Source organism: Cupriavidus sp. 01L43 (assembly GCF_056399925.1).
Map to the genome: position 1 here is coordinate 25,941 of NZ_JBFTSH010000020.1, position 20,934 is coordinate 46,874.

The 20,934-nt window shown below is 63.4% G+C and carries 20 protein-coding genes; 9 read left to right on the forward strand and 11 right to left on the reverse strand.

The genetic code is table 11. The annotated features are described in order from the left end of the window. Nucleotides 1-35: 35 nt before the first annotated feature. Complete coding sequence (locus tag AC1DP9_RS24830) at nucleotides 36-1,439, forward strand: alginate export family protein (RefSeq protein WP_477108757.1); 1,404 nt, start codon at nucleotides 36-38, stop codon at nucleotides 1,437-1,439. A gap of 277 nt (nucleotides 1,440-1,716) precedes the next feature. Here AC1DP9_RS24830 and AC1DP9_RS24835 read toward each other — a convergent pair whose 3' ends face one another. From AC1DP9_RS24835 to AC1DP9_RS24885, 11 genes are all read right to left on the reverse strand, one after another. Further along, nucleotides 1,717-2,460 carry a sulfite exporter TauE/SafE family protein gene (locus tag AC1DP9_RS24835; protein ID WP_092293569.1) on the reverse strand — a complete coding sequence of 248 codons (744 nt, stop codon included), beginning with the start codon at nucleotides 2,458-2,460 and terminating at the stop codon, nucleotides 1,717-1,719. Between the two features lie 14 nt (nucleotides 2,461-2,474). Beyond that, nucleotides 2,475-3,569 carry a Bug family tripartite tricarboxylate transporter substrate binding protein gene (locus AC1DP9_RS24840; protein WP_477108758.1) on the reverse strand — a complete coding sequence of 365 codons (1,095 nt, stop codon included), beginning with the start codon at nucleotides 3,567-3,569 and terminating at the stop codon, nucleotides 2,475-2,477. A 64-nt stretch (nucleotides 3,570-3,633) separates the two neighbouring features. Next, a complete protein-coding gene (locus AC1DP9_RS24845) occupies nucleotides 3,634-4,548 on the reverse strand; it encodes a LysR family transcriptional regulator (RefSeq protein ID WP_092293573.1) in 915 nt (304 codons plus the stop codon). A gap of 8 nt (nucleotides 4,549-4,556) precedes the next feature. Then, nucleotides 4,557-5,390 carry an amidohydrolase family protein gene (locus AC1DP9_RS24850; protein WP_092293575.1) on the reverse strand — a complete coding sequence of 278 codons (834 nt, stop codon included), beginning with the start codon at nucleotides 5,388-5,390 and terminating at the stop codon, nucleotides 4,557-4,559. A 35-nt stretch (nucleotides 5,391-5,425) separates the two neighbouring features. After that, a complete protein-coding gene (locus AC1DP9_RS24855) occupies nucleotides 5,426-6,109 on the reverse strand; it encodes a fumarate hydratase C-terminal domain-containing protein (protein WP_441644952.1) in 684 nt (227 codons plus the stop codon). Beyond that, complete coding sequence (locus AC1DP9_RS24860) at nucleotides 6,103-7,038, reverse strand: fumarate hydratase (RefSeq protein WP_441591337.1); 936 nt, start codon at nucleotides 7,036-7,038, stop codon at nucleotides 6,103-6,105. The genes AC1DP9_RS24855 and AC1DP9_RS24860 overlap by 7 nt, the downstream gene beginning before the upstream one ends. 12 nt (nucleotides 7,039-7,050) lie before the next feature. After that, nucleotides 7,051-8,799 carry an L-aspartate oxidase gene (locus AC1DP9_RS24865; protein WP_477108759.1) on the reverse strand — a complete coding sequence of 583 codons (1,749 nt, stop codon included), beginning with the start codon at nucleotides 8,797-8,799 and terminating at the stop codon, nucleotides 7,051-7,053. A 1-nt stretch (nucleotide 8,800) separates the two neighbouring features. Continuing rightward, the gene (locus AC1DP9_RS24870; RefSeq protein WP_092293583.1) at nucleotides 8,801-9,148 is read right to left on the reverse strand and encodes a succinate dehydrogenase/fumarate reductase transmembrane subunit; all 348 of its coding nucleotides are present in this window, start codon (nucleotides 9,146-9,148) and stop codon (nucleotides 8,801-8,803) included. After that, complete coding sequence (locus AC1DP9_RS24875; RefSeq protein ID WP_092293585.1) at nucleotides 9,145-9,480, reverse strand: succinate dehydrogenase; 336 nt, start codon at nucleotides 9,478-9,480, stop codon at nucleotides 9,145-9,147. Before AC1DP9_RS24875 ends, AC1DP9_RS24870 begins: the two co-directional genes overlap by 4 nt. A gap of 2 nt (nucleotides 9,481-9,482) precedes the next feature. Next, on the reverse strand, nucleotides 9,483-10,217 hold the full coding sequence (locus tag AC1DP9_RS24880; RefSeq protein WP_477108807.1) for a succinate dehydrogenase/fumarate reductase iron-sulfur subunit: 735 nt from the start codon (nucleotides 10,215-10,217) through the stop codon (nucleotides 9,483-9,485). Between the two features lie 142 nt (nucleotides 10,218-10,359). Then, the gene (locus tag AC1DP9_RS24885; protein ID WP_441591334.1) at nucleotides 10,360-11,325 is read right to left on the reverse strand and encodes a LysR family transcriptional regulator; all 966 of its coding nucleotides are present in this window, start codon (nucleotides 11,323-11,325) and stop codon (nucleotides 10,360-10,362) included. A 188-nt stretch (nucleotides 11,326-11,513) separates the two neighbouring features. On the opposite strand from AC1DP9_RS24885, the gene AC1DP9_RS24890 reads away from it, so the two are divergent. From AC1DP9_RS24890 to AC1DP9_RS24925, 8 genes are all read left to right on the forward strand, one after another. Continuing rightward, on the forward strand, nucleotides 11,514-13,028 hold the full coding sequence (locus tag AC1DP9_RS24890) for a CoA-acylating methylmalonate-semialdehyde dehydrogenase (protein ID WP_477108760.1): 1,515 nt from the start codon (nucleotides 11,514-11,516) through the stop codon (nucleotides 13,026-13,028). 68 nt (nucleotides 13,029-13,096) lie between these two features. After that, nucleotides 13,097-14,026, forward strand: coding sequence for a LysR family transcriptional regulator (locus AC1DP9_RS24895; RefSeq protein ID WP_477108761.1), 930 nt, complete (start codon nucleotides 13,097-13,099; stop codon nucleotides 14,024-14,026). Between the two features lie 378 nt (nucleotides 14,027-14,404). After that, the gene (locus tag AC1DP9_RS24900) at nucleotides 14,405-15,442 is read left to right on the forward strand and encodes an LLM class flavin-dependent oxidoreductase (RefSeq protein WP_477108762.1); all 1,038 of its coding nucleotides are present in this window, start codon (nucleotides 14,405-14,407) and stop codon (nucleotides 15,440-15,442) included. Between the two features lie 20 nt (nucleotides 15,443-15,462). Then, nucleotides 15,463-16,440 carry a Bug family tripartite tricarboxylate transporter substrate binding protein gene (locus AC1DP9_RS24905; protein ID WP_477108763.1) on the forward strand — a complete coding sequence of 326 codons (978 nt, stop codon included), beginning with the start codon at nucleotides 15,463-15,465 and terminating at the stop codon, nucleotides 16,438-16,440. A 58-nt stretch (nucleotides 16,441-16,498) separates the two neighbouring features. Continuing rightward, the gene (locus AC1DP9_RS24910) at nucleotides 16,499-17,530 is read left to right on the forward strand and encodes a flavin reductase (RefSeq protein ID WP_477108764.1); all 1,032 of its coding nucleotides are present in this window, start codon (nucleotides 16,499-16,501) and stop codon (nucleotides 17,528-17,530) included. Next, on the forward strand, nucleotides 17,527-18,135 hold the full coding sequence (locus AC1DP9_RS24915; protein WP_477108765.1) for a glutathione S-transferase: 609 nt from the start codon (nucleotides 17,527-17,529) through the stop codon (nucleotides 18,133-18,135). Before AC1DP9_RS24910 ends, AC1DP9_RS24915 begins: the two co-directional genes overlap by 4 nt. 78 nt (nucleotides 18,136-18,213) lie before the next feature. Beyond that, nucleotides 18,214-19,458, forward strand: coding sequence for a CaiB/BaiF CoA transferase family protein (locus AC1DP9_RS24920; protein ID WP_477108766.1), 1,245 nt, complete (start codon nucleotides 18,214-18,216; stop codon nucleotides 19,456-19,458). A 27-nt stretch (nucleotides 19,459-19,485) separates the two neighbouring features. Then, on the forward strand, nucleotides 19,486-20,934 hold the full coding sequence (locus AC1DP9_RS24925) for an NAD-dependent succinate-semialdehyde dehydrogenase (RefSeq protein WP_477108767.1): 1,449 nt from the start codon (nucleotides 19,486-19,488) through the stop codon (nucleotides 20,932-20,934).

Consider the following 20,934-nt stretch of genomic DNA (forward strand, 5'->3'; position numbering starts at 1 on the left):
CGGTTCCTTGAACGTAATCGTGGTCAATGTCACCCATGGGCATACGAGCGTCCGCACCGCTGGTGGTACTGGCCTGCTATCTCCAAGGCATGTCGTCCGATGGGTGCGCCCAGTCGTCACCGCCGCCCTACAGCTTTCTTCGTTACGAAGAGGATTACCGCTATCTACAAGATCCGGCGCGGCGCGGTGACGCCTGGGATGCCATCAAGTATTGGCCGCTCGGTTCCCCGGACATCTATCTGAGCCTGGGCGGAGAGATTCGAGAGCGCTTCGAATCCTACTCGGCGCCGAACTTCGGCGTGCCGGGCCCGTCGGCGGACGGCTACCTGTTGCATCGCCTCCTCCTCCATGCCGACGTGCATGCTGGCGACTATCTGCGCGCATTCGTGCAACTCGGCAATCATCTGGCGCCGGGCAAGGAGGTCGCCATACCGCCTTACGAAGACCGGGTGGACGTGCAACAGGCGTTTGTCGATGTGCATGTGCCGAAGGCAGGCAGCACGATGGACACCGCCTTGCTGCGGGTCGGGCGGCAGGAAATGGCATTCGGCGCGCAACGGCTGGTGTCGGTGCGGGAAGCGCCAAACGTCCGGCGCGCCTTCGATGGTGTCCGCGTGGGTGGTGCTACAAACAGCGGCGTGAAGATCGATGCGTTTGCCACGCGGCCGGTGCTGCTGAAGGCGGGCGATTTCGACGATCGGCCCAATCAGTCGCAGGCCTTTTGGGGCGTCTACTCGACCTTCCCCAAGACCTTTGTGCCGTCATCGGGCATCGACGTCTACTACCTTGGCTTCGAGAACAACCACGCGCTGTACAGCATCGGAACCGGCGTGGAGCGACGGCATTCCGTTGGTGGGCGGGTCTTTGGCACGCACGGTCAGTGGGACTGGGATTGGGAAGCCCTGGGACAGTTTGGCAGTTTTGGCGCGCAGGACTTGCTTGCCTGGGGCTTCTCCACCGACACCGGCTATGGATTTTCCGTCGCCGACTGGAAGGCGCGTGCGGGCATCAAGGCCACCATCGGCAGTGGTGATACCAATCCGCGCGACGGAAAGCTGGGCACGTATGGCGGCCTGTTTCCAAAACTGGCGTACTTCAATCAGGCAGGACTACTGGGTGCATCGAATGTCATGGACCTACAGCCGTCCCTGACGCTAAAGCCGATTCCGCGACTCAAGCTGACCCTGTCCTGGGACTTTATCTGGCGACAGACGACCAACGATGCCGTCTACACGAGCGTGGCCACGCCCATTCCCGGCACGGCGGGTCGAGCCGGGCGCTACACGGGCAGCCAGCTTGCCTTTGACGTGTACTGGCAGGTGGACCGGCACATTGTCATGAATGCCGGCCTGGTGCATGTCGACGTCGCAAAAATCCTCAGCGCCGTGGGCGGCCACAATACAAACTTCGTCTACCTGTCGGCGGCGTACACGTTCTGAACCGTCTGATGGCCCCGCTGCGGGGTCAATGCGACTTTGCCTTGTGTTCCAGATGATCGAAAGCGACGTCCTCCACGCGGGAGACCTTGTTTGCCAGTCGGAACTGGAACCAGAACAGGGCAACTACCGCCAACATCGCAAGGCCGCCAAGTGCAAATCTGAGCCACATCTTTATCCTCGATTGATATCGTACGGTGACAAATCAAGCGTATGCGGACTCAGATACAAGCTGCATCAAGATGGCGTCGAGCGCGATAAAAATCCTGTTAAGTTTGTCTCAATGCATCAACAAGCCGCGACAGAGCACCGAAACGCCGCTGATGCAGAGAAGGACCAAGAGCGCGCGACGCACCGCGTCGGGCGAGATCCGACGACGCAGGCGAGAACCTATCGCCAGGCCGACGAGGCCGAATGGCAGGGCGAACACGGCACTGCGCAGCAGATCGCTCTGAAACAGCAATCCGCTGTATGCAAATGCTGTCAGGCGCACCAGCGCACTCACCATGATGACAGCCGCGATGGTCGAGCGAAACTCGTCGATCCGCGGAAGTCGCCGGGACAGGTACATGGTGTAGACCGGACCTCCGGTGCCGAACAATGCGCTGAACACACCGCCCACGACGCCGGCCGGCACTGACCACCCCCTCGCCGCCTCTTCCTCCCGATGCGCGCCGCCAAGGAGCGTCCGCCCCGTCATGATGAGCACAAAGAGTCCCAACCCGACAAGCAGCCAGCGGGACTCGACCTTGGCCAGTACGGTCGTGCCGAGCGCCACGCCCACCATCATGAACGGGATCAGGCGGGACAGCTCTTGACGAGACACAGCGCTCCAGTTGCGCAGGCCAACCATTGTGGTCGTCACAAGATCGAGCAGAAGCAGCAGCGGCACCACAAACTGCAGCGGGATGAACTGCACCAGGATCGGCACGGCGACCATCGCCGCACCGAAGCCGGTGAGTCCGAACACCGTGTAGGCGCCAACCACTGTTGCCCCGAGGGCTGCGTAATGTTCAGTGCCCATGCCCTGTGCCCGTCCTAGTTGGCGGAGATCTTTCGCTTTGTCACCAGCGGCTTCCAGCGCCCCGATTCCTGGGCAATCTCCTCGGGAAGACGACCTTTCGGCGTGATCGTCCTGGCCATGCCTTGCGCGGCCAGATAGCGCTGCATGCCCGGTTCTGCAGCGGCGCGCTCCAGGTCGGCATACATTTTCGCCGTCAACGCCTTTGGCGTGCCGGCCGGCGCCATCAGCGCGAACCAGCCATAGAACGTAAAGCCCTCCAGCCCCGCCTCCGCGACAGTCGGCACGTCAGGAAGCAGCGCGGACCGTTCGTTGCCCGTCACGGCAAGCGCGCGAAGGCGGCCGCCCTTGAGGAGCGGGGAGATGGCATTGATGTTCCCCACTGTCATGTCTACCGTGCCCGCCATCAGGTCCGCATAGGCCGGTCCTTCGCCCTTGTACGGCACATGCACGACGTCGATGCCGGCAGCGTCGGCAAACGCTTCACTGGCGATATGCACCTGGCTACCGTTGCCTGCCGACGCGAAGGTCAATTTTCCCGGGTTGGCCTTTGCATAAGCGATGAGCTCGATCATCGTTTTCGCCGGAATCTTCGTGTTGACCGTCACCACCATCGGCCCACTGGCGATCTTGCTGATCATCTCGAAGCTTTCAGCCGAGTAGGGAAGCTTCTGATAGATGAACGGGTTGACCGTGAACATGCTGCCGGAGGCGAGCAGCAGCGTGTAGCCATCCGGCACGGATTTGGCTACGGCTTCCGCGCCCACGGCACCGCCTGCACCCGGGCGGTTGTCCACGACAACGGGCTGCTTCCATTGCTTGCCCAGTTCCACGGCCACCGCACGTGCAAGCAGATCGGTCGCGCCGCCCGCGGCAAACGGCACTACCAGACGAATCGGCTTGCCCGGCCATTCCTCCGCGTGAGCCGGCACCATGGCTAGCGGAGCAATCGCAAACGCAAACATGGCTGCCGCGGTCGATGTGTTGTATCGCCTGGCGTCCGCATCGCCGCACAGCTCTTTCACAACGGGATGCTGACGTATCCGGCTCAACCCGTGCCGCCCTCGTCCAAACCAATGCCAGATGGCCTTGCCAGTGCTTGCTGCGTTCATCGTTGTCTCCTTTGTGTGGCGTCGCTTTCGTATGCGACTTTCGTATACGTCCTTACCGCATGCGTCAGCCCTTCTGCACCAGCTTCGGGCGGCCGTCGTCCGGTGTGCTGGCGGGTGTCGTGACAGCGGTCAATGCGTCCAGCAGCAACCTCGACAGATGCGCACGGGGGTTGTCGCGCGGCACCAGAATCCCGATGCGACGCATCAGCGGCGGCGAGCCGAACGGAATGGTGCGAATCGACGCCGGAAATTCGTTCTCGACGCCACGGGCCGGCACCACTGACGATCCCAGGCCGTTGGCGACCATCGCGATGACGCCTTCGAGCGTGTCGATCTCCATGGTCGAGCGGACGGCGATCTGTCGTCGCACCATTTCTTCCTGAACGAGCAGGCCCACGCGCGCCGTGCGATTAAATCGCACATAAGGCGTGGTTTCCAGCACACCCTTGTCCGAATCGCCGCGCGTAGTGGCGTGGGTGATCACGACAAACTCTTCGTTGAAGAAAGGCATGAACTGCAGGTCCAGGCGTGGAACCTCCGGCTCGGTAACAACGGCGACATCGAGTTGCCGCCGGTGCACCGCCCGTTCCAGATCGTGTGTCAGGCCCGTGGTCAGGTGAATGTCGATGCGATGACCCTGCTGGTGCAGGCGCTTCAAGGCCAGCGGCAACACCCCGGAGACGCAGGTGTGAACCGAGCCGAGCTTGAGCACACCGCCAGCCGCATCGCGCTTGAGGGCCGCGCTCATGCTCTCCCAGTGGGTCAGCAGGTCTCGGGCGCGATTCGTGAAGGCGAGGCCGGCGTCCGTCAATACCGGCGGCCTGCGGCTACGATCGAAGATCGTGATGCCCAACTCCTCTTCGAGCGAGCGCATTTGCATGCTGACGGCCGATACCGTCAGGCCGATAGCATTGCCGGCCTCCGCGAAGCTGCCCCGGTCGGCGATGGCTACCAGCGTGTAGAGCGTCTTGACGTCCATGTCGAACTCTAGATGCCCAGCAGGCGGCGGGCGTTGCCACCCATCACCTTTTCGAGGTTCTCGGGACGGATCGGCAATGTTTCGAACCACTGCTTGTAGTCCCGTACCGGGCAGAATGGGAACGAGCTTGCGTACAGCATGCGGTCTGCGAGGAAGGAATCCGCGGCCTTGACGTATTCCTCCCAGCCTGGCATCCGCGAGAAGTACATGTCCGGCGAAAGGTACATATTCGGGCGGCGGAACGCGATATGCAGGATCTCGGTCACCCAGGGCCAGCCGCCGTGCGCAACGACGACCTTCAGCTTAGGGAAGTCCGCCAGCACGCGATCAGTGCGCACGGGGTCGGAGTAGCTCAAGTCCGGGCCGGCTGTTCCGCCTACCATCATGATCACCGGCACCTCCAGATCCTCGCAGTGCGCGTAGATCGGATAAAGGCGTCGATCGTCCGCGTACATGGGAACCGGGTAGGAGCCGGGCTCGATATTAATGGCCTTGAACCCGTGGGCGACCGCATCCGAAATGGTCTTGCACGCCGCCACGCGGTTCGTTGGATCGATCGAGGCGGCACCGATGAAGCGCTCCGGATAGTCGCCCACGATGCGTGCGACGTCTTCATTGGAGACGCTTCCCAGCGTGCCGGCAAGGCGACCGACCACCACGCCCTTGTCGACCCCGCCTTCGTCCATCTCCTTGAGCAGCAGTTCCATGGACTGTCGTTGCGCTGCGGGGGAAGGCTCGAAGCCAACGGTCCGGGTAAAGCCGTCGCGCCGCTCGCCGGCCGAGTACATCAACGTGTCGAGAAAGCCGCCGACCGGCGGGCGGAGTCTGAAATCAATGATCATGTCGTCTTCCTGGCTGGTTGGATGCGGGAATGGCCTTACATCACCTCGTTCTTGCGATCGTCGGTCTCGCCGTACCGGTGCAGCGCCGGCGGCTTGAGGCCGGCGTAGAGCTTGTCGATCCCGGCGTTGATGACCTCCGCGTGCTGCGCAAACAGCGAATTGCCTTCCAGGTCGCTCTCGACGATAAACGGACCGAAGTTCTCGACGTCGAACATCCACATCGCCTGTGCAATGCCGAGTTCATCCAGCCAGAACACGTCCTGCACACGCTTGATGCCGCGCCCAAGCAGCGCGCCCGTGCCATAGCCGACGGTTGTGAGGTAGATCGCCCCGCCGGGCGCCAGCACGCGCTTGTAGTCGTCGGCGGGCATGCCACCCTTGCCGATAAAGATGCGGCACCCCGTCTTCTCCATCCACTTGGGAATCCATTTGGAGAAGCGGAAGCTTGCCGTCGCGGTCACCGCGCCTACGTTGTAGCCGCCGTCCTCGTTGGGCGCCGCAGCCGGTGAACAGTGGAAGTTCACGTTGCTGAGCCCGCGCAGTTCCACCGGTGCCTCCAGGCCCTCATCGAGCACCTTCTTGTAGATGCCTTCCCGGGCGGTATAGACCAGGCCGGTCAAGTAGACGGCCGAGCCCAGCTCAAGTCTTGCGAGGTCTTCCGTCGTGGCTGGCAGATTGATGTGGAAGACCTTCAGTTCATCGTCTTGGGGGCTTACCATTCGACCGTCTCCCTGCGCAGGTATGGGGTGAACCACTGGGGGTCCGTGCGATATTCGATGTTGCCGTCCGGGTGAATCCGGGCCGTTGCCCGCCGCGACGACAGGCAGAACGTGTGGAGGCTGATCGGCATCCCGCCCGTGTGGGTGTGGCCTACCTCGATATGGCAGTCCACCACCATCGACGAGCCCACGAAACCCATGGCACCCATGCCGATCGAGTTGCCCAGCGTCATCAGTTCGCGCTCGAGTTCGGCGATCTTGGGATCGGGATTGCGGTCGCCCACCACGCGCAGGCAGGCCGCCTGCTTGCCAAGCTGCATGCAGGTATCCTTCGAGCCGCCCAGGCCGATGCCGACGATGGCGGGCTGGCATGCCAGCCCGCGCTTGCCGAAGGCAATCAGCGTATCGAGCACGAATCGCTTGATACCGTCGATGCCGTCGCCGGGGAACAGCATCCGGTAGTCGGTGCCGAACAGCCCGCCCTTGTGCACGGTCGTGATGTCGACCCAGTCGGCGTCGGGCTCGAACGACCACTCGATCTCCGGCGCATTGATGCCGACGTTATTGTTGTTGTCCGTGCGCCAGAGCGGGTGCACGCGATTGGGCCGCAGCGGCACCGCCAGCGTGGCATCGGCCGTGGCCTTGCGCAGCGCGCGCTCGACCGCGACGAAGCCGCGCTGCACCGAAGCGTTGTTGCCAACCTTGACGTAGTAGCGTGGCAGCCCGGTATCGGCACACATGGGGCGCCGGTCCTGGTCCGCCGCTTCCCAGTTGTCCTGCATGGCGTGTATCACGAAGCGCGGCAGCTTGCCGGTCTCCGTCTTCTGCAACGCCTGGATGCCTTGCTTGTAGTCCTTGGGGATCTCGATCGCCGCGCGTTTCATGATCTCGAACGCGGCTTCCTCGACCCGATCGATGGAGATGGTCATCGTAGCGGTCCTCTATGCTGCAACTTTTGGGGGTTGACCGGCCTCACCGGTAATCAGGGACGTGCCTGGCGTCACGATGTCGAACTTCACCGGCACCATGTCCAGACGAATATCGTCGCCGTCCGCGGTCACTCGGGTGTAGCGGCTGCCGTGCAAATCGCCGGGCTCCGGGAAGTCCTCGCGGAAGTGGGCGCCCCGGCTGTTCTCGCGCGCCAATGCGGAAACGGTGATCACGCGGGACATGTCCACGAGGCTTTGCAGATTGAGCCAGTCATGCCAGGTGACGTTGTAGCGGCGGTCGCCATCCGGAACGCCCATGGCCAGCAGCGCCGCGTTGTGCGAAGCGATGGAATCCAGTCCCCGGCGCATCGCCGCCTCGTGACGCAGTACGCCGACGTCGTCCCACATCGTCTGGGCGAGGGTATCGCGGAGCTCGTGAATGGCGCCCGGCGTCTTGGAGAACGGATACTCGGCACGCTCGATGCCGCGCAGGATGACGCGCTTGTCCGGCTCCTTCCAATGCTGCACGCCGGTGGCATACGCAGCCATCGAATCGCCGGCGATGCCGCCGAATACCGTCGAGTTCGCCACGCCATTGCCGCCCAGGCGATTGGCGCCGTGCACGCCGCCGCAATCCTCCCCGGCCGCAAACAGTCCCGGCGAAGCCGTGCTGCAATCCACATCGAACTCCACGCCGCCCATCAGATAGTGAGCGGTGGGCACCACCTCCACGCGACCACCGGCCAGGTCAAAGCCACAATCCTTGCAGCGGTTGACCATGCCGGGGAACGTCTTGGCCACCTTCTCGGGTCCAAGGTGGCTCATCTGGATGTAGATCCCACCCATCGGGCCGGTCCGGCCGGCGCGCATTTCGGCGTAGATGCCCCGGCTGACCACGTCGCGCGTCGCGCGCTCGCCGCGTGCGTCATAGTTGGTCATGAAACGGTCGCCGTTGCCATTGACCAGCCAACCGCCGGCACCGCGCAGGCCCTCTTCGAGCACCGTGCCGGTCATGCGGGTATCCGGGCCTCCCAGCAGTCCCGTCGGGTGGAACTGCACCATCTCCATGTCGCGCAGGCTCAGCCCGTAGCGCATGGCCATCGCCAGGCCGTCGCAGGTCTTGTCGCCGGATGGCGTGTGGTAGCGGTACATCGTCGGGCCCGCACCGGTGGCCAGCAGCACCGCCTTGGCCTGTACGAAGCGGTAGGTGCCGCGCCGCATGTCGATGAACAGCACGCCGGCGATGCCGGAGCCATCGGCGGCCGGGATCAGCTCGATGGCGCGGTGCTCCTCCAGCTCTTCCACATCCAGGGCCCGCACCTGTTCCATCAGGCGATTGATGATCTCGATACCGGTCAGGTCCGCCTTGTGGACGGTGCGGTCAAAGCTCTGGCCCGCGAAAGCCTTCTGGTGCAGCGTGCCGTCGGGGTTGCGGTCAAAGAAGCAGCCGATCTCGTTCTCGAGTTCCCGCACGCGCTCGACCGCGCCTTCGACCAGCCGCCAGGCCAGATCCTGGCGCGGCAGCCATTTGCCGCCCTCGATGGTGTCCATGAAATGGCGCTCGACCGAATCGCCCGTGGACAGCGCCACGTTGTATCCGCCCTGCACCATCCGCGTGCAGCCGCACTTGCCGAGCAGGCCCTTCACCGCCACGGAAACCTTGAGCGCAGGATTGGCCTTCTTGGCATGCAGGGCGGCAAACAGCCCTGCCCCGCCCGTGCCAAGAATCAGGATGTCCGTCTTGTGGTTCTCGATCTGCATTTCAAATAACCCCCAGGGCAAAGATCACGCCGACGCACAGCGACAGCACACCACCCCAACTGATCCACGACAGGCGCGCGTCTCGGGTGGTACTCCATGGCAGGAGTTCAAGCGCCAGCAGTCGCAGGCCAAAGCACATGTGGATGGACAACAGCAGCACCAGGCCCCATTCGCCGAACTTGACGGCGCCCATGTCGGCGAATTTCAGGAACGCGTCCATACGCGCCTGTTGCTCCAGCGCGAGTCCAAGGACATAGAAGTGCGCGGGCAGGAAGACGCCAAGCGCCAGCCCCGACAGGCGGTGACCAAGGAAGGCCCAGTAGGCGCGGTGGTTTCTCGGAGACTTCATGACAGCAAGCCTCCCACTGCGGCAACCGCGCGCAGGCCCATCGACAGCAGCAACAGGCCGAAGAGGAAGCAGCACACCGATGCGGCGCCGCGGCTCAGGCGCGCCCATTCGATCAGGATGTTGCGCAGCCCGATCGGCACGTGCACCGCCACGCTGATCACGAACAGGGAATAGAACGGAATCCAGAAAAGACTGCCCTGCGTGCGCGCGAGAATCTCGGCGGCGGTCAGGCCGCCTCGCACTGCATAGAGGATGATCCCCAGATGTACCAGCACGAACGGCGCCATGACCATCGCGCTGAGGCGCTGAAGGGCGAACAGACGCTGCTCCATGATCAGTCCCCTCCCTTCAGGAATTGCAGCAGGGCATTCTTCTTCAGGCCGGCAATGCTTCCCGTCGGGCTCAGGCTGACCGGGCAGTGCGTCATGCAATTGCCCTGCGTATGGCAGGAATTGCAGCCGCTGCCGGAAGTCGCCTTCTTCAGCACGTCCTTGGGGTCCGCATGGCGTTCGTCGTTGAAGAGGGTCCATGCGCGATTCAACGCGGCGGGACCGAGGTACTCCTTGTCCCATGCCACCACGTCGCAGGACGCATAGCAAACGCCGCAGTTGATGCATTCGATGGCAGCGTCGGCCATCTTTCGCTTCTTGCTGGTCGGGGATACCGCGGCCGGGGGCTCATGGCGCGTCGCGGTGCCCACGAAGGTGCTGCCGGCCTTCTTCCATTTGTCGAAGAACTCCGACATGTCGACCACGAGGTCCTTGATGCGCGGCATGTTGCGCAACGGCTCGATGACGATCACGCCATCCTCTTCTACGCGGCTGACGTGGGTGCGGCATGTCCAGCGCGGCTTGCCGTTCACCGTCATCGCGCAGGATCCGCATACCCCAACCCGGCACGCGAAGCGGTAGGACAGGGTTGGTTCGATACGCCGCTGCACTTCGGTCACCACGTCGAGAACGGTCTGGTTCTCGCGCCATGGCACCTCATAGGTCGTGAAATTGCCGTCCTCGGTGCCGCGGGCAATACGTACCTTCAGCGTGCGTTGCGCGGCCTTTGTCGCCTCCATCACTTTTCCCCTGAGTCTTTTGTGGGTGGGTGTTGAAGCGAGTTTAAGTAATCGATATTTCTGAATCAATATTAAATAACTTGATATTTTTTGAACTAAAAGGCCAAAAGCGCCTTGTAGTCGACGTATTGCGCGACGCGCGTCAGATCAGGGTTGGGGGCGTTGAGGTAAACCCTTGCGCGAAGGACTCTCGCAAGTACTCCACGAAGACTTGCGAGACCCGCGAGGCATGCGCGGAGTAGGGGCGGATGGCGTAGAGCCAATCCCCGAAGGCACCCGCTGAACGCCATTCCGGCAGGACCTCGACGAGCCGTCCGGTTTCCAGCGCCGATTGGGCGCTGAAGTCCGGAAGCAGCGCGATGCCCAGGCCTTCGATTGCGGCATCGCGCAAGGCTTCGCTGTTATTCACGGACAAGGGACCCGTCACCGGCACCGTCACGGGATCGGCATGTCGGACATTGCGCTCCGCCACCGCAGGAACAAAGGTCCATGTGGCCGCGCCCTGCAGCCGTGGATAGTGAAGGCATGCATGGCCCATCAAGGCTTGCGGCGTCTCCGGCGTCCCCCTGCTCCGCAGGTACGCACGGCTTGCCACCAGCACCGAGCGCGTGGCCGCGAGGGTCCATGCGACGTGGGTCTCCGGCGGGGTCGATGTATGCCTGACGGCGATGTCAAAGCCCTCCTGCGCCAGCGGCCGCAATCGATCCGACATATCCAACTCAAGCTGGATCTGCGGATAACGGCGCAGGAAATCGGGCAGACGAGGTATCAGTTGTTGCCTGGCAAAAGCCACTGGCGCCGTCACGCGAAGAAACCCCCTGGGTGCGCCCGCCAGGTCGCGCACCTGGGCGTAGCCCGTTGCGATCTGCTCGAACGCGCCACGCATGGACTCGACCATTTGCCGCCCCGCATCCGTCAACGAAGCGCTGCGGGTAGTCCGCTGCACCAGGGTAATGCCGGCGGCCTTCTCGAGATCCGTAATGTGCTGGCTCATCGAGGCCTTGCTGACGCCAAGGCGTGCGGCAGCTTTGCTGAAACTGCCTTGCTGATGCAGCACCACAAGCCAATGCAGGTGCTCCCAAAGGTCCTCCACATGGTCCTTGCGCATCCAGACACTCCTTAATCGGCACTTGTTTGATGGAACTTTTCGTACCTATAACATGGCAGTGGCTAAATTTCCTGAACAATATGTTCGGCGGTGGGTGACTACCCCGCGGGAGCGGCCATCCATACACTCCAGTCATCGATCACGCGGCGGGTATGTCGATCCCCGCCCGACACTGACAGGAGATGACCATGACTGCGCCCTATACCCACCCCGCCGAGGTGATTCACTTTGTTTCCGGCGAGCCGTATCAAGGCAACGGCGAGCGGTCGCAGGCCGTGTTCAATCCTGCTACTGGCGCGGTCGCGCGCCAGGTTCGACTGGGCACGGCGCAGGACGTCGATGTAGCCGTCGCATCCGCCGCTGCAGCGTTTCCGAAGTGGGCCGACACCCCGCCGATTCGCCGGGCGCGCGTCATGTTCAAGTTCCTCGAACTGATGAACCGGCACAAGGACGAACTTGCCGCGATCATTACCGCCGAGCACGGCAAGGTGCTCAGCGATGCGGCCGGTGAAGTCAGCCGCGGCATCGACATCATCGAATTTGCATGCGGTGTTCCCCAACTGCTCAAGGGCGACTTCACCGACCAGGTCTCCACCGGCATGGACAACTGGACGCTGCGCCAGCCGCTGGGCGTTGTGGCAGGCATCACCCCGTTCAATTTCCCTTGCATGGTGCCGTGCTGGATGTTCCCGGTCGCCATCGCCACCGGCAACTGCTTCATCCTGAAGCCAAGCGAGCGCGATCCTTCGGCATCGCTCTTCATGGCCCGCCTGCTCAAGGAAGCCGGACTGCCCGATGGCGTTTTCAACGTCGTGCAAGGTGACAAGACGGTGGTCGACGCCCTGCTCCATCACCGGGAGGTCAAGGCCGTGAGCTTCGTCGGCTCGACGCCGATTGCGAACTACATCTACGAGACGGGCGCGCGGCTCGGCAAGCGGGTGCAGGCCCTGGGCGGTGCAAAGAACCACATGGTGGTCATGCCCGACGCCGATATCGACCAGGCCGTCGATGGACTGATCGGTGCCGCATACGGCTCGGCGGGCGAGCGCTGCATGGCCATCTCCGTGGCCGTGCTCGTCGGCGACGTGGCGGACAAGATCATGCCGAAGCTGGAAGCGCGCGCACGGGAACTCATCATCAAGAACGGCATGGAAGCTGACGCCGAGATGGGCCCCGTCGTGACCGGCCAGGCGCTCGAACGCATCGAGAACTACGTGGCGCTCGGCGTGCAGGAAGGCGCGAAGCTTGTTGTCGATGGCCGCAACTACAAGGTGCCCGGCCATGAGCAGGGGTTCTTTACCGGCGGAACGCTGTTCGACAACGTCACTCCCGAAATGCGTATCTACAAGGAAGAGATCTTCGKCCCCGTGCTGTCGTGTGTGCGCGTAGACGATTTCGCGCAAGCGGTAAAGCTGGTCAACGAGCACGAGTTCGGCAACGGCGTGGCCTGCTACACGCGGGATGGGCAAGTGGCGCGCGAATTCGCCCGTCGTATCGAAGTTGGCATGGTCGGCATCAACGTGCCGATCCCCGTGCCGATGGCGTGGCACGGCTTCGGCGGCTGGAAGCGCTCGCTGTTTGGCGACATGCACGCGTATGGCGAAGAAGGCGTCCGGTTCTACACCCGGCAGAAGAGCATCATGCAACGCTGGCCCAACGACACCGCGCGCGGCGCCGAGTTCGCCATGCCCACTGCAAACTGATGTCGATGGGGCGTGTACACTTTCCGCCCCGGCCCCAGTTGCCACGATAGCCCGCCCGCAGGAGAGATGTGCCGCAAGCCAATCTCAAGCGATTCGATCTGAATCTTCTGGTTGTGTTTCTTGAATTGTGGGAGACGCGGAGCGTCACGCGCACCAGTGAAAAGCTGTCGCTGACCCAGCCCGCCGTGAGCCAGGCGCTCAAGCGCCTGCGCACGGCGCTGGGCGACGACCTCTTCCTGCAAAGCCGCGCCGGCTTGCAGCCGACAGCGCGGGCCCAGCAACTGGTGATTCCGGTGCGGCGGGCGCTGGACGAACTCGGTGGGTCGCTGTTTGCGGAAGGCGTCTTCGATCCCGCCGTCGCCGTCCGTGAGTTCCATATCGCCACAAGCGAGATCGTGGAACTGTCGATCGCCCCGCTGCTGGCCAAGGCGCTTCGCGACGAAGCGCCGAACGTCGTGCTGCGGCTCCGCGCCATGCCCGACACGCGTACAGCCTGCACCATGCTTGAGGATGGCGATCTTCAGTTGATACTCAGTACGCGCGATATCCAGGGCCAGGCGATCCAGAACGAAACGCTGGGAGAAGTACCCCTGGTGGCGCTGCTTGCGACGTCGATAGGCCCGGCGGAGCGCGTTCTGCCGATGTCGCTGTACCTGTCCATTCCACACGTCGTCATGCAGCCGCTCGACCATCGGGGCAGCATCGTCGATCACGTCCTCGCCCGGCAGGGCCTGAGAAGACCCATTGCCGCCGTGGTCCAGAATTACATGGTCATGGCGCTGGTCGCCGCACAATGCGGTTATATCTGCCATCTCCCAAAGGCAGCCGCGACGCAATTCGCCGGCATTTTAGGGCTTACCGTCTACGATTTACCGATTGAAGTGCCGCCATCGCAGCTTATTATGACTTCGCACACCCGGTTTCAATCGGACCCGGGTGTGGCCTGGTTATCGGCCCGCGCCAGCGAAATACTGAAGAACTGGCAACTGGACCAGTAAGCAGTATTTGAAAATGTGCTGCCGGGGGGATCTCCACGGCAAGGAACGCCAGCGAGGCGCATGGGTGTTAACCCGAAACCTGCTACGGCCCCGCACCGTCCGACTTCCGTTCCCCGAGCTTCCGCACCGCGCCTCCTCTCGCCGCTGTCCCTTGCTGCGGCGACGTTTGCACGCCCGTACCCGTGCCTCCGCGCGGGGGCCGGAGGCAGGGCATAACGCAGCCTAATGCCTCGAATCAAATCTGATTATTTTTCTTTTTCCTGAGGCATCGTTAAGCTTCCCCTCATCTTCCGGTGACGATTTTTCCTGATTTACAAATCGATAATGCCGGCTTGAAACGGGAGACTCAAATTGAATAGCAGTAGCAAGAAACTGAAAATGGGCTGGTTCTGCCCCACCAACGGCGACCTGACCGCCTTCGGTGATCCGTCGAAAGCGATCCCCCGCACGCTGAACCATTTTCTGAAAGTCGCGGCAAATGCCGAAAATGCCGGCTTCGAATATATCCTCATTCCGGTCGGCCAGGGCTGCTGGGAAGCCTGGACTGCGGCGTCGTTCATTGCCGCAAACCTGAAGAAGATCAAGCCGCTGGTTGCGATCAAGCCCGGCTTCGTCCATCCGGTCACACAGGCCAAGATGATAGCGACATTCAGCCAGTTCACCGGCAACCGCCTCTATCTGAATCTGATTGCCGGCCTAAGCGAAGCCGAGGCAGTGGCCGAGGGCCAGCCGGCCTCCAAGGAGGCGCGATACCGCAAGCTGGAAGAGGAAACTGTGCTGCTCAAGCGTCTGTTGAGCGAAACCAAGGTCAACTTCGAAGGTGAGTTCTATCGCGTGAACGAGCCGGTCATCATTCCGGAATTGCCCGGTGGCTGCCCGGACTTCTTCCTCGGCGGCGGCTCGGATCAGGCCATCGAGATCTCGGCAAAACACTCGGCGGTGCACCTGTTCTGGGGCGACTATCCCTCGGCCATTGCGGAACAGATCCGGCAGATCAAGGATCGCGCGGCAAAGTACAACCGCGAGAACGAACTGGAGTACGCGATGCGCCTGCAGGTCATCTGCCGCGAGAGCGAGCAGGAGGCATGGGACTTCGCGCACCAGCTCGTCGAGAAGGCGGAAGCACAGAAGCTGGCCAAGCAACAGCGCGACCAGGGCATGGATTCCGTGGCCAACAATCGGCAGCGGACGCTGGCAACCGTGGCCGACGGCAAGCTCACGCCGCACCTGTGGACGGGCATCAACGATGTCCGCGCGGGTGCCGGCGTAGCGGTGGTAGGCAATCCGGAACAGGTCGCGGCGCAGTTGCGGGAATTCGTCGACGCGGGCTGCAGCGGCTTCTGTCTGTCGGGCTATCCGCACGACAAGGAAGCGGAAATCTTCGGCCGGCACGTGATGCCGCGCCTGATGAACTGATCAGCCCCTCGGAGACCCTCATGTTTCGTCGTTTCATTCCTGGCACCCGCTGCCTGCTTTCTGCGCTCGCCCTGGTGGCTCCCGCCGCTGGCGCCAGCGAGAGCTACCCGTCCCATCCCATCAAGATGATCGTTCCCTATCCTGCCGGCGGCGGCACGGACGTGCTGGTCCGCACCGTCATGCAGGAGATGAGCAAGACCCTGGGCCAGAGCATCGTTGTCATCAACCGGCCCGGCGCCGGCGGCAAGATCGGCGTCGCCGCCTTGAAAGTGGAGAAGCCCGACGGCTACACCATGGGGCTGAGCAGTACCTCGACCATGGCGGTGTATCCGGCCATTGAACCCAAACTCTCCTACGACCCGATCAAGAGCTTCGTTCACGGCGGCATGATCGCCAAGACGCCGGGTGTGCTGCTGGCATCGCGGTCGCTGCCGGCGGACAACCTTGACGATCTGAAGAAGCTGCTCGCCGCAAAACCAGACGACTACGTGATTGCCTCGGGCACGCCCACCACGTTCCTGTCGGCCGAAATGTACAAGCAGGCCATCAAGTCGAAAATGCAGACGGTGCAGTACAACGGCAGCCCGCCGGTGCTGCTCGATCTGGTTCCCGGCCGCGTCCACCTGACCTTCATGATTGCCGGCGCCGCCATCCCCGAGATCAAGAACGGCACGGTGAAAGCATTGGCGATAACCTGGGACAAGCGCATCCCGCAGTTGCCGGAAGTGCCCACCATGAAGGAAGCCGGCATGGGACAAGTCGAGGCTACCACCTGGATCGGCATCGCGTTCCCGGCCGGAACGCCAACGCCCATCGTGAACAAGGTCAACGCCGCGATGAACCAGGCGCTGCAACAACCGCAAGTCGCCAAGCGCCTGGTCGAACTCGGCTACTTCGCCGAGGGCGGATCACCCGAACAGCACACTAGGACCGTGGCATCGGAGCTGACGCTCTGGTCGAAGATCTACACGAACGCCGGGTCGCCCGGCATGCAGTAAGCCTGGCACAGCGTGTGCGGCCACATGGCCGCACACCCGCCATCGTCGGAGGATGACAATGAGCAACGACAATGCGTTTGACAGCAAGCAGTTCCGCAGGGCGCTGGGCAGCTTCGTCACGGGCGTGACCGTAGTGACCACCCGGGGCGCGGACGGCAAGGATGCAGGCCTGACCGCCAACAGCTTCAACTCGGCTTCCCTCACCCCACCCATGGTGCTGTGGAGCCTGGACAAGAAGTCATCGAACTTTGCCACGTTCATGGAGACCGATCACTTTGCCGTGCATATCCTTGCGGCAGGTCAGGAAGCCGTGTCGAACCAGTTCGCCAAGAGCGGCACGGACCGCTTCGCCGGGCTGCAGGTCGAGCGTGGCGCGGGGCAGGTGCCGTTGCTGGACGGCTGCGCCGCGCGCTTCCAGTGCCGCACCACATACCGGTACGAAGGTGGCGACCACATCATCTTCGTTGGCGAAGTCCTGTCATTCGACAGCACCGGCCATGCGCCGCTGGCATTCCACGGCGGCAGATATGGCAGGCTCCAGCCGCCGCTCGTGGCAGTGCCGACCCATCGCGTCACGGACGACGACGACTTCCTCGGCTTCATGCTGCGCCGCGCCTATGCGCAGTTGATGATGCCCCTGCTGGCCGATGTGCGGCGGCGCGGCCTGAACGACCTCCATCGCAGCATCCTGACCGTCCTGAGCATGGGCGATGGCCGCAGCGTGGCGGAAGTCAGCCGGCTGGTCGAGATTGGCGGACATCTGGCCAGCGAGGAGCACTTCCAGGATCTGGCGATGCAAGGCCTGATCACGATCGACCACGGCATGGACGGTGGCGTGGTCCGCTTCACCGAGGCAGGCCGGCAGTGTGCCGGCGATCATATGGTCGCGAAGAAGACTGCCGAAACGGATGCCACCCACGGCTTTACCCAGGACGAGGTGCAGTTGCTGAAGAACCTGTTGCAGCGCGTGATCGGCAACACCGCTGCCGGCTTGCCCGATTTCTGGCGCAAGGAGAACTTCTGGCGCGACAACAATATCTGGGGCGCTACCCCGGCCAACGCGCCTGAAGGCGCCGGTGTGCAGCCTTGAAGCTCTACTTCTCCCCGTTCTCGCCCTACGTGCGCAAGTGTCTGGTCGTGGCGCACGAGCTAGGCCTGCACTCACGCATCCAACTGCTGCCTGCCAACGTCCACCCCGTCCAACGCGATCGCGAGGTCATCGCCAGGAATCCGCTTGGCAAGGTGCCCACCTTTATCGCGGACGATGGACTGGTCCTGTATGACAGCCGCGTGATCTGCGAGTACCTCGACGAACTGGCGCGCGGCACGCTGTTTCCACGCAGCGGCCCCCAGCGCTGGACGACCCTGACGCTGCAGTCGCTCGGTGACGGCATCCTCGATGGCGCCGTGTTGGCGCGCTATGAAGAAGCGGCCCGCCCGGAGGCGCTCCGCTGGGCCGAATGGCGTGCAGGTCAGCTCGACAAGGCAGAAACCTCGCTGGCCTGGCTCGATGCGAATCCGGACCTGCTGTCGGTTGAGGCGATCGACATCGGCAGCCTGACCCTTGCCTGCGCGTTGTGGTACCTCGACCTGCGCTTCTCCGACCTCGGCTGGCGCCAACGCTACCCGGCCGTGGCGGGCTGGTATGCGGAGGTATCCCGGCGTCCGTCGCTGCAGATGACCTGGTCGCTCTGACCGCCTTCCCCGCAAGGGACCTTCTTCCATGACGCGCGGCGCCGTGCGCGCCGGCGTCATTCAATGTGGCAATCCAATATGCAAGCCTCATCCCAACATGGCGCGCTCGCGGGCATCAAGGTGCTCGATCTCACGCGCGTGCTGGCCGGCCCGTGGTGCACCCAGATCCTCGCGGACCTCGGCGCCGACGTGACCAAGATCGAACGGCCCGGCGTGGGCGACGATACGCGCGCCTGGGGCCCCCCGTTCCTGAAAGATGCCGACGGACGCGACACCGACCAGTCCACCTACTTCACCTGCTGCAACCGCAACAAGCGTTCGGTCACCATCGATATGGCGACCCCCGAGGGCCAGGCACTGCTCCGCCAGATGGCGGCGCAAAGCGATATCGTGGTGGAGAACTTCAAGACCGGCGGCCTGCAGCAGTTTGGCCTCGACTTCGACAGCCTGCGCGCCGTGAACCCACGGCTGGTGTACTGCAGCGTGACAGGCTTCGGCAATGATGGCCCGTACGCCATGCGCGCGGGCTACGACCTGCTCGTCCAGGCCAGCAGTGGCCTGATGAGCATTACCGGGCAGCCTGACGACGTGCCCGGCGGCGGCCCTTTGCGCGTTGGCGTAGCGCTGACGGACCTGTTCACTGGCGTCTATGCCAGCACCGCCATCCTCGCTGCGCTGGAGGTGCGCCATCGCACGGGCGTCGGCCAGCACATCGACATGGCGCTGCTGGATGTCGGCATCGCACTTCTCGCCAACCAGGCCAGCGCGTTCCTGAACACCGGCCTGATCCCGCAGCGCCAAGGCAACAGCAATCCGAGTCTGGCGCCCTACCAGGACTTCCCCACGCGCGACGGCGCGATGATCCTGGCAATCGGCAACGACGGGCAGTTCCAGCGCTTCTGCAGGGCGGCCGACCAGCCCTCCCTGGCCAGCGATCCGCGCTTTGCCACCAACACGCTGCGCGTGGAGCACCGCGAGGCGCTGATCCAGGCCATGGAGGCCGTGACGCGCTCGCGCAGCACCGCCGAGTGGATCGCGATGCTCGAGCATCGTGCCGTGCCCTGCGGTCCGGTCAATGACATCGCACAGGCGTTCGACGATCCGCAAGTCAAGGCCCGCAAGCTTGCCGTGAAACTGCCGCGCGCCGCTGGCGATGGCATCGCCGCCATCTCCGGCGTAGCCAGCCCCCTGCGGCTATCGGACACGCCCCCGGTGTTGCGTTACGCGCCGCCGGGGCTTGGGCAGCATACGGACGAAGTGCTGGCGGAGTTTGGCATGTCCCCTTCGCAAATCGCGGAACTGCGCGACGCACGCGTGATCTAGCGCACTTGCATCCCCAACCATTCGAGCATGACTATCTCTTCGACTTACACCGACACCCGCCTCCTGATCGACAACGCATGGTGCGACGCCGCCAGCGGCAAGACCGTGGACGTCATCAACCCTGCCTCGGGCAAGGTGATTGGACGCGTGGCACACGCCAGCATCATCGATCTGGACCGCGCCCTGGCTGCGGCCCAGCGCGGATTCCAGGCATGGCGGGCGATACCCGCCAGCGAGCGCGCGGCCACCATGCGCCGCGCTGCCAGCCTGCTGCGTGAGCGCGCCGATACCATCGCCAGCCTGCTGACACAGGAACAGGGCAAGCCGCTCCCCCAGGCGCGCAGCGAGGTACTCGCCGGTGCGGACATCATCGATTGGTTCGCCGACGAAGGCATGCGCACCTATGGCCGCATCGTGCCCTCCCGCAACCCTGCCGCACAGCAACTGGTCCTCAAGGAGCCCGTGGGCCCCGTGGCCGCCTTTACGCCGTGGAATTTCCCGATCAACCAAGTCGTGCGCAAACTCGGCGCCGCGCTAGCCAGCGGTTGCTCCTTCGTGGTCAAGGCGCCGGAGGAAACTCCAGCGTCACCCGCCGCGCTGCTGCAGACCTTCGTGGATGCTGGCGTACCCCCCGGCACCGTCGGTCTGGTGTTTGGCAATCCGGCGGAGATTTCCGCCTATCTGATCCCGCACCCCATCATCCGCAAGGTCACCTTCACCGGCTCGACCCCGATCGGCAAGCAGCTGGCGGCGCTGGCCGGCGCCCATATGAAGCGCGTCACGATGGAGTTGGGCGGGCACGCACCGGTCATCGTGGCGGAAGATGCCGACGTCGACCTGGCCGTGATGGCGTCCGGCGCCGCGAAGTTTCGCAACGCCGGGCAGATCTGCATCGCCCCCACGCGTTTCCTGGTCCATCACAGCCTGAAGGATGCATTCACGGAGCGCATGGTGCGCCTTGCGCGGGACCTGAAACTCGGCAATGGTCTGATCGAAGGGACTACGCTCGGCCCGCTTGCCAATGCACGTCGCGTCGACGCGATGGAACGGATGATCGAGAACGCCGTGCACAGCGGCGCGACGCTCGCAACCGGTGGCGAGCGAGTCGGCATGACGGGGAACTTCTTCATGCCGACTGTACTGACCGATGTCCCACAGCATGCCGACGTATTCAACAACGAGCCGTTGGGTCCCGTAGTGGCGATTCGCGGCTTCGACACGCTTGATGAAGCCATTTCCGAAGCCAATCGTCTGGAATACGGGCTCGCGGGTTATGCGTTCACGAAATCCATTCGCACTGTTCAGCAGATCTCGCAGCAGATGGAAGTCGGCATGCTGTGGATCAACCAGCCGGCGGTCAGCTCGGCCGAGATGCCCTTCGGCGGCGTCAAGGACTCCGGCTACGGCACAGAAGGTGGCCCCGAAGCGATGGAGGCGTACCTCGTCACGAAGGCAGTGTCCATCGTGGCTGGATAA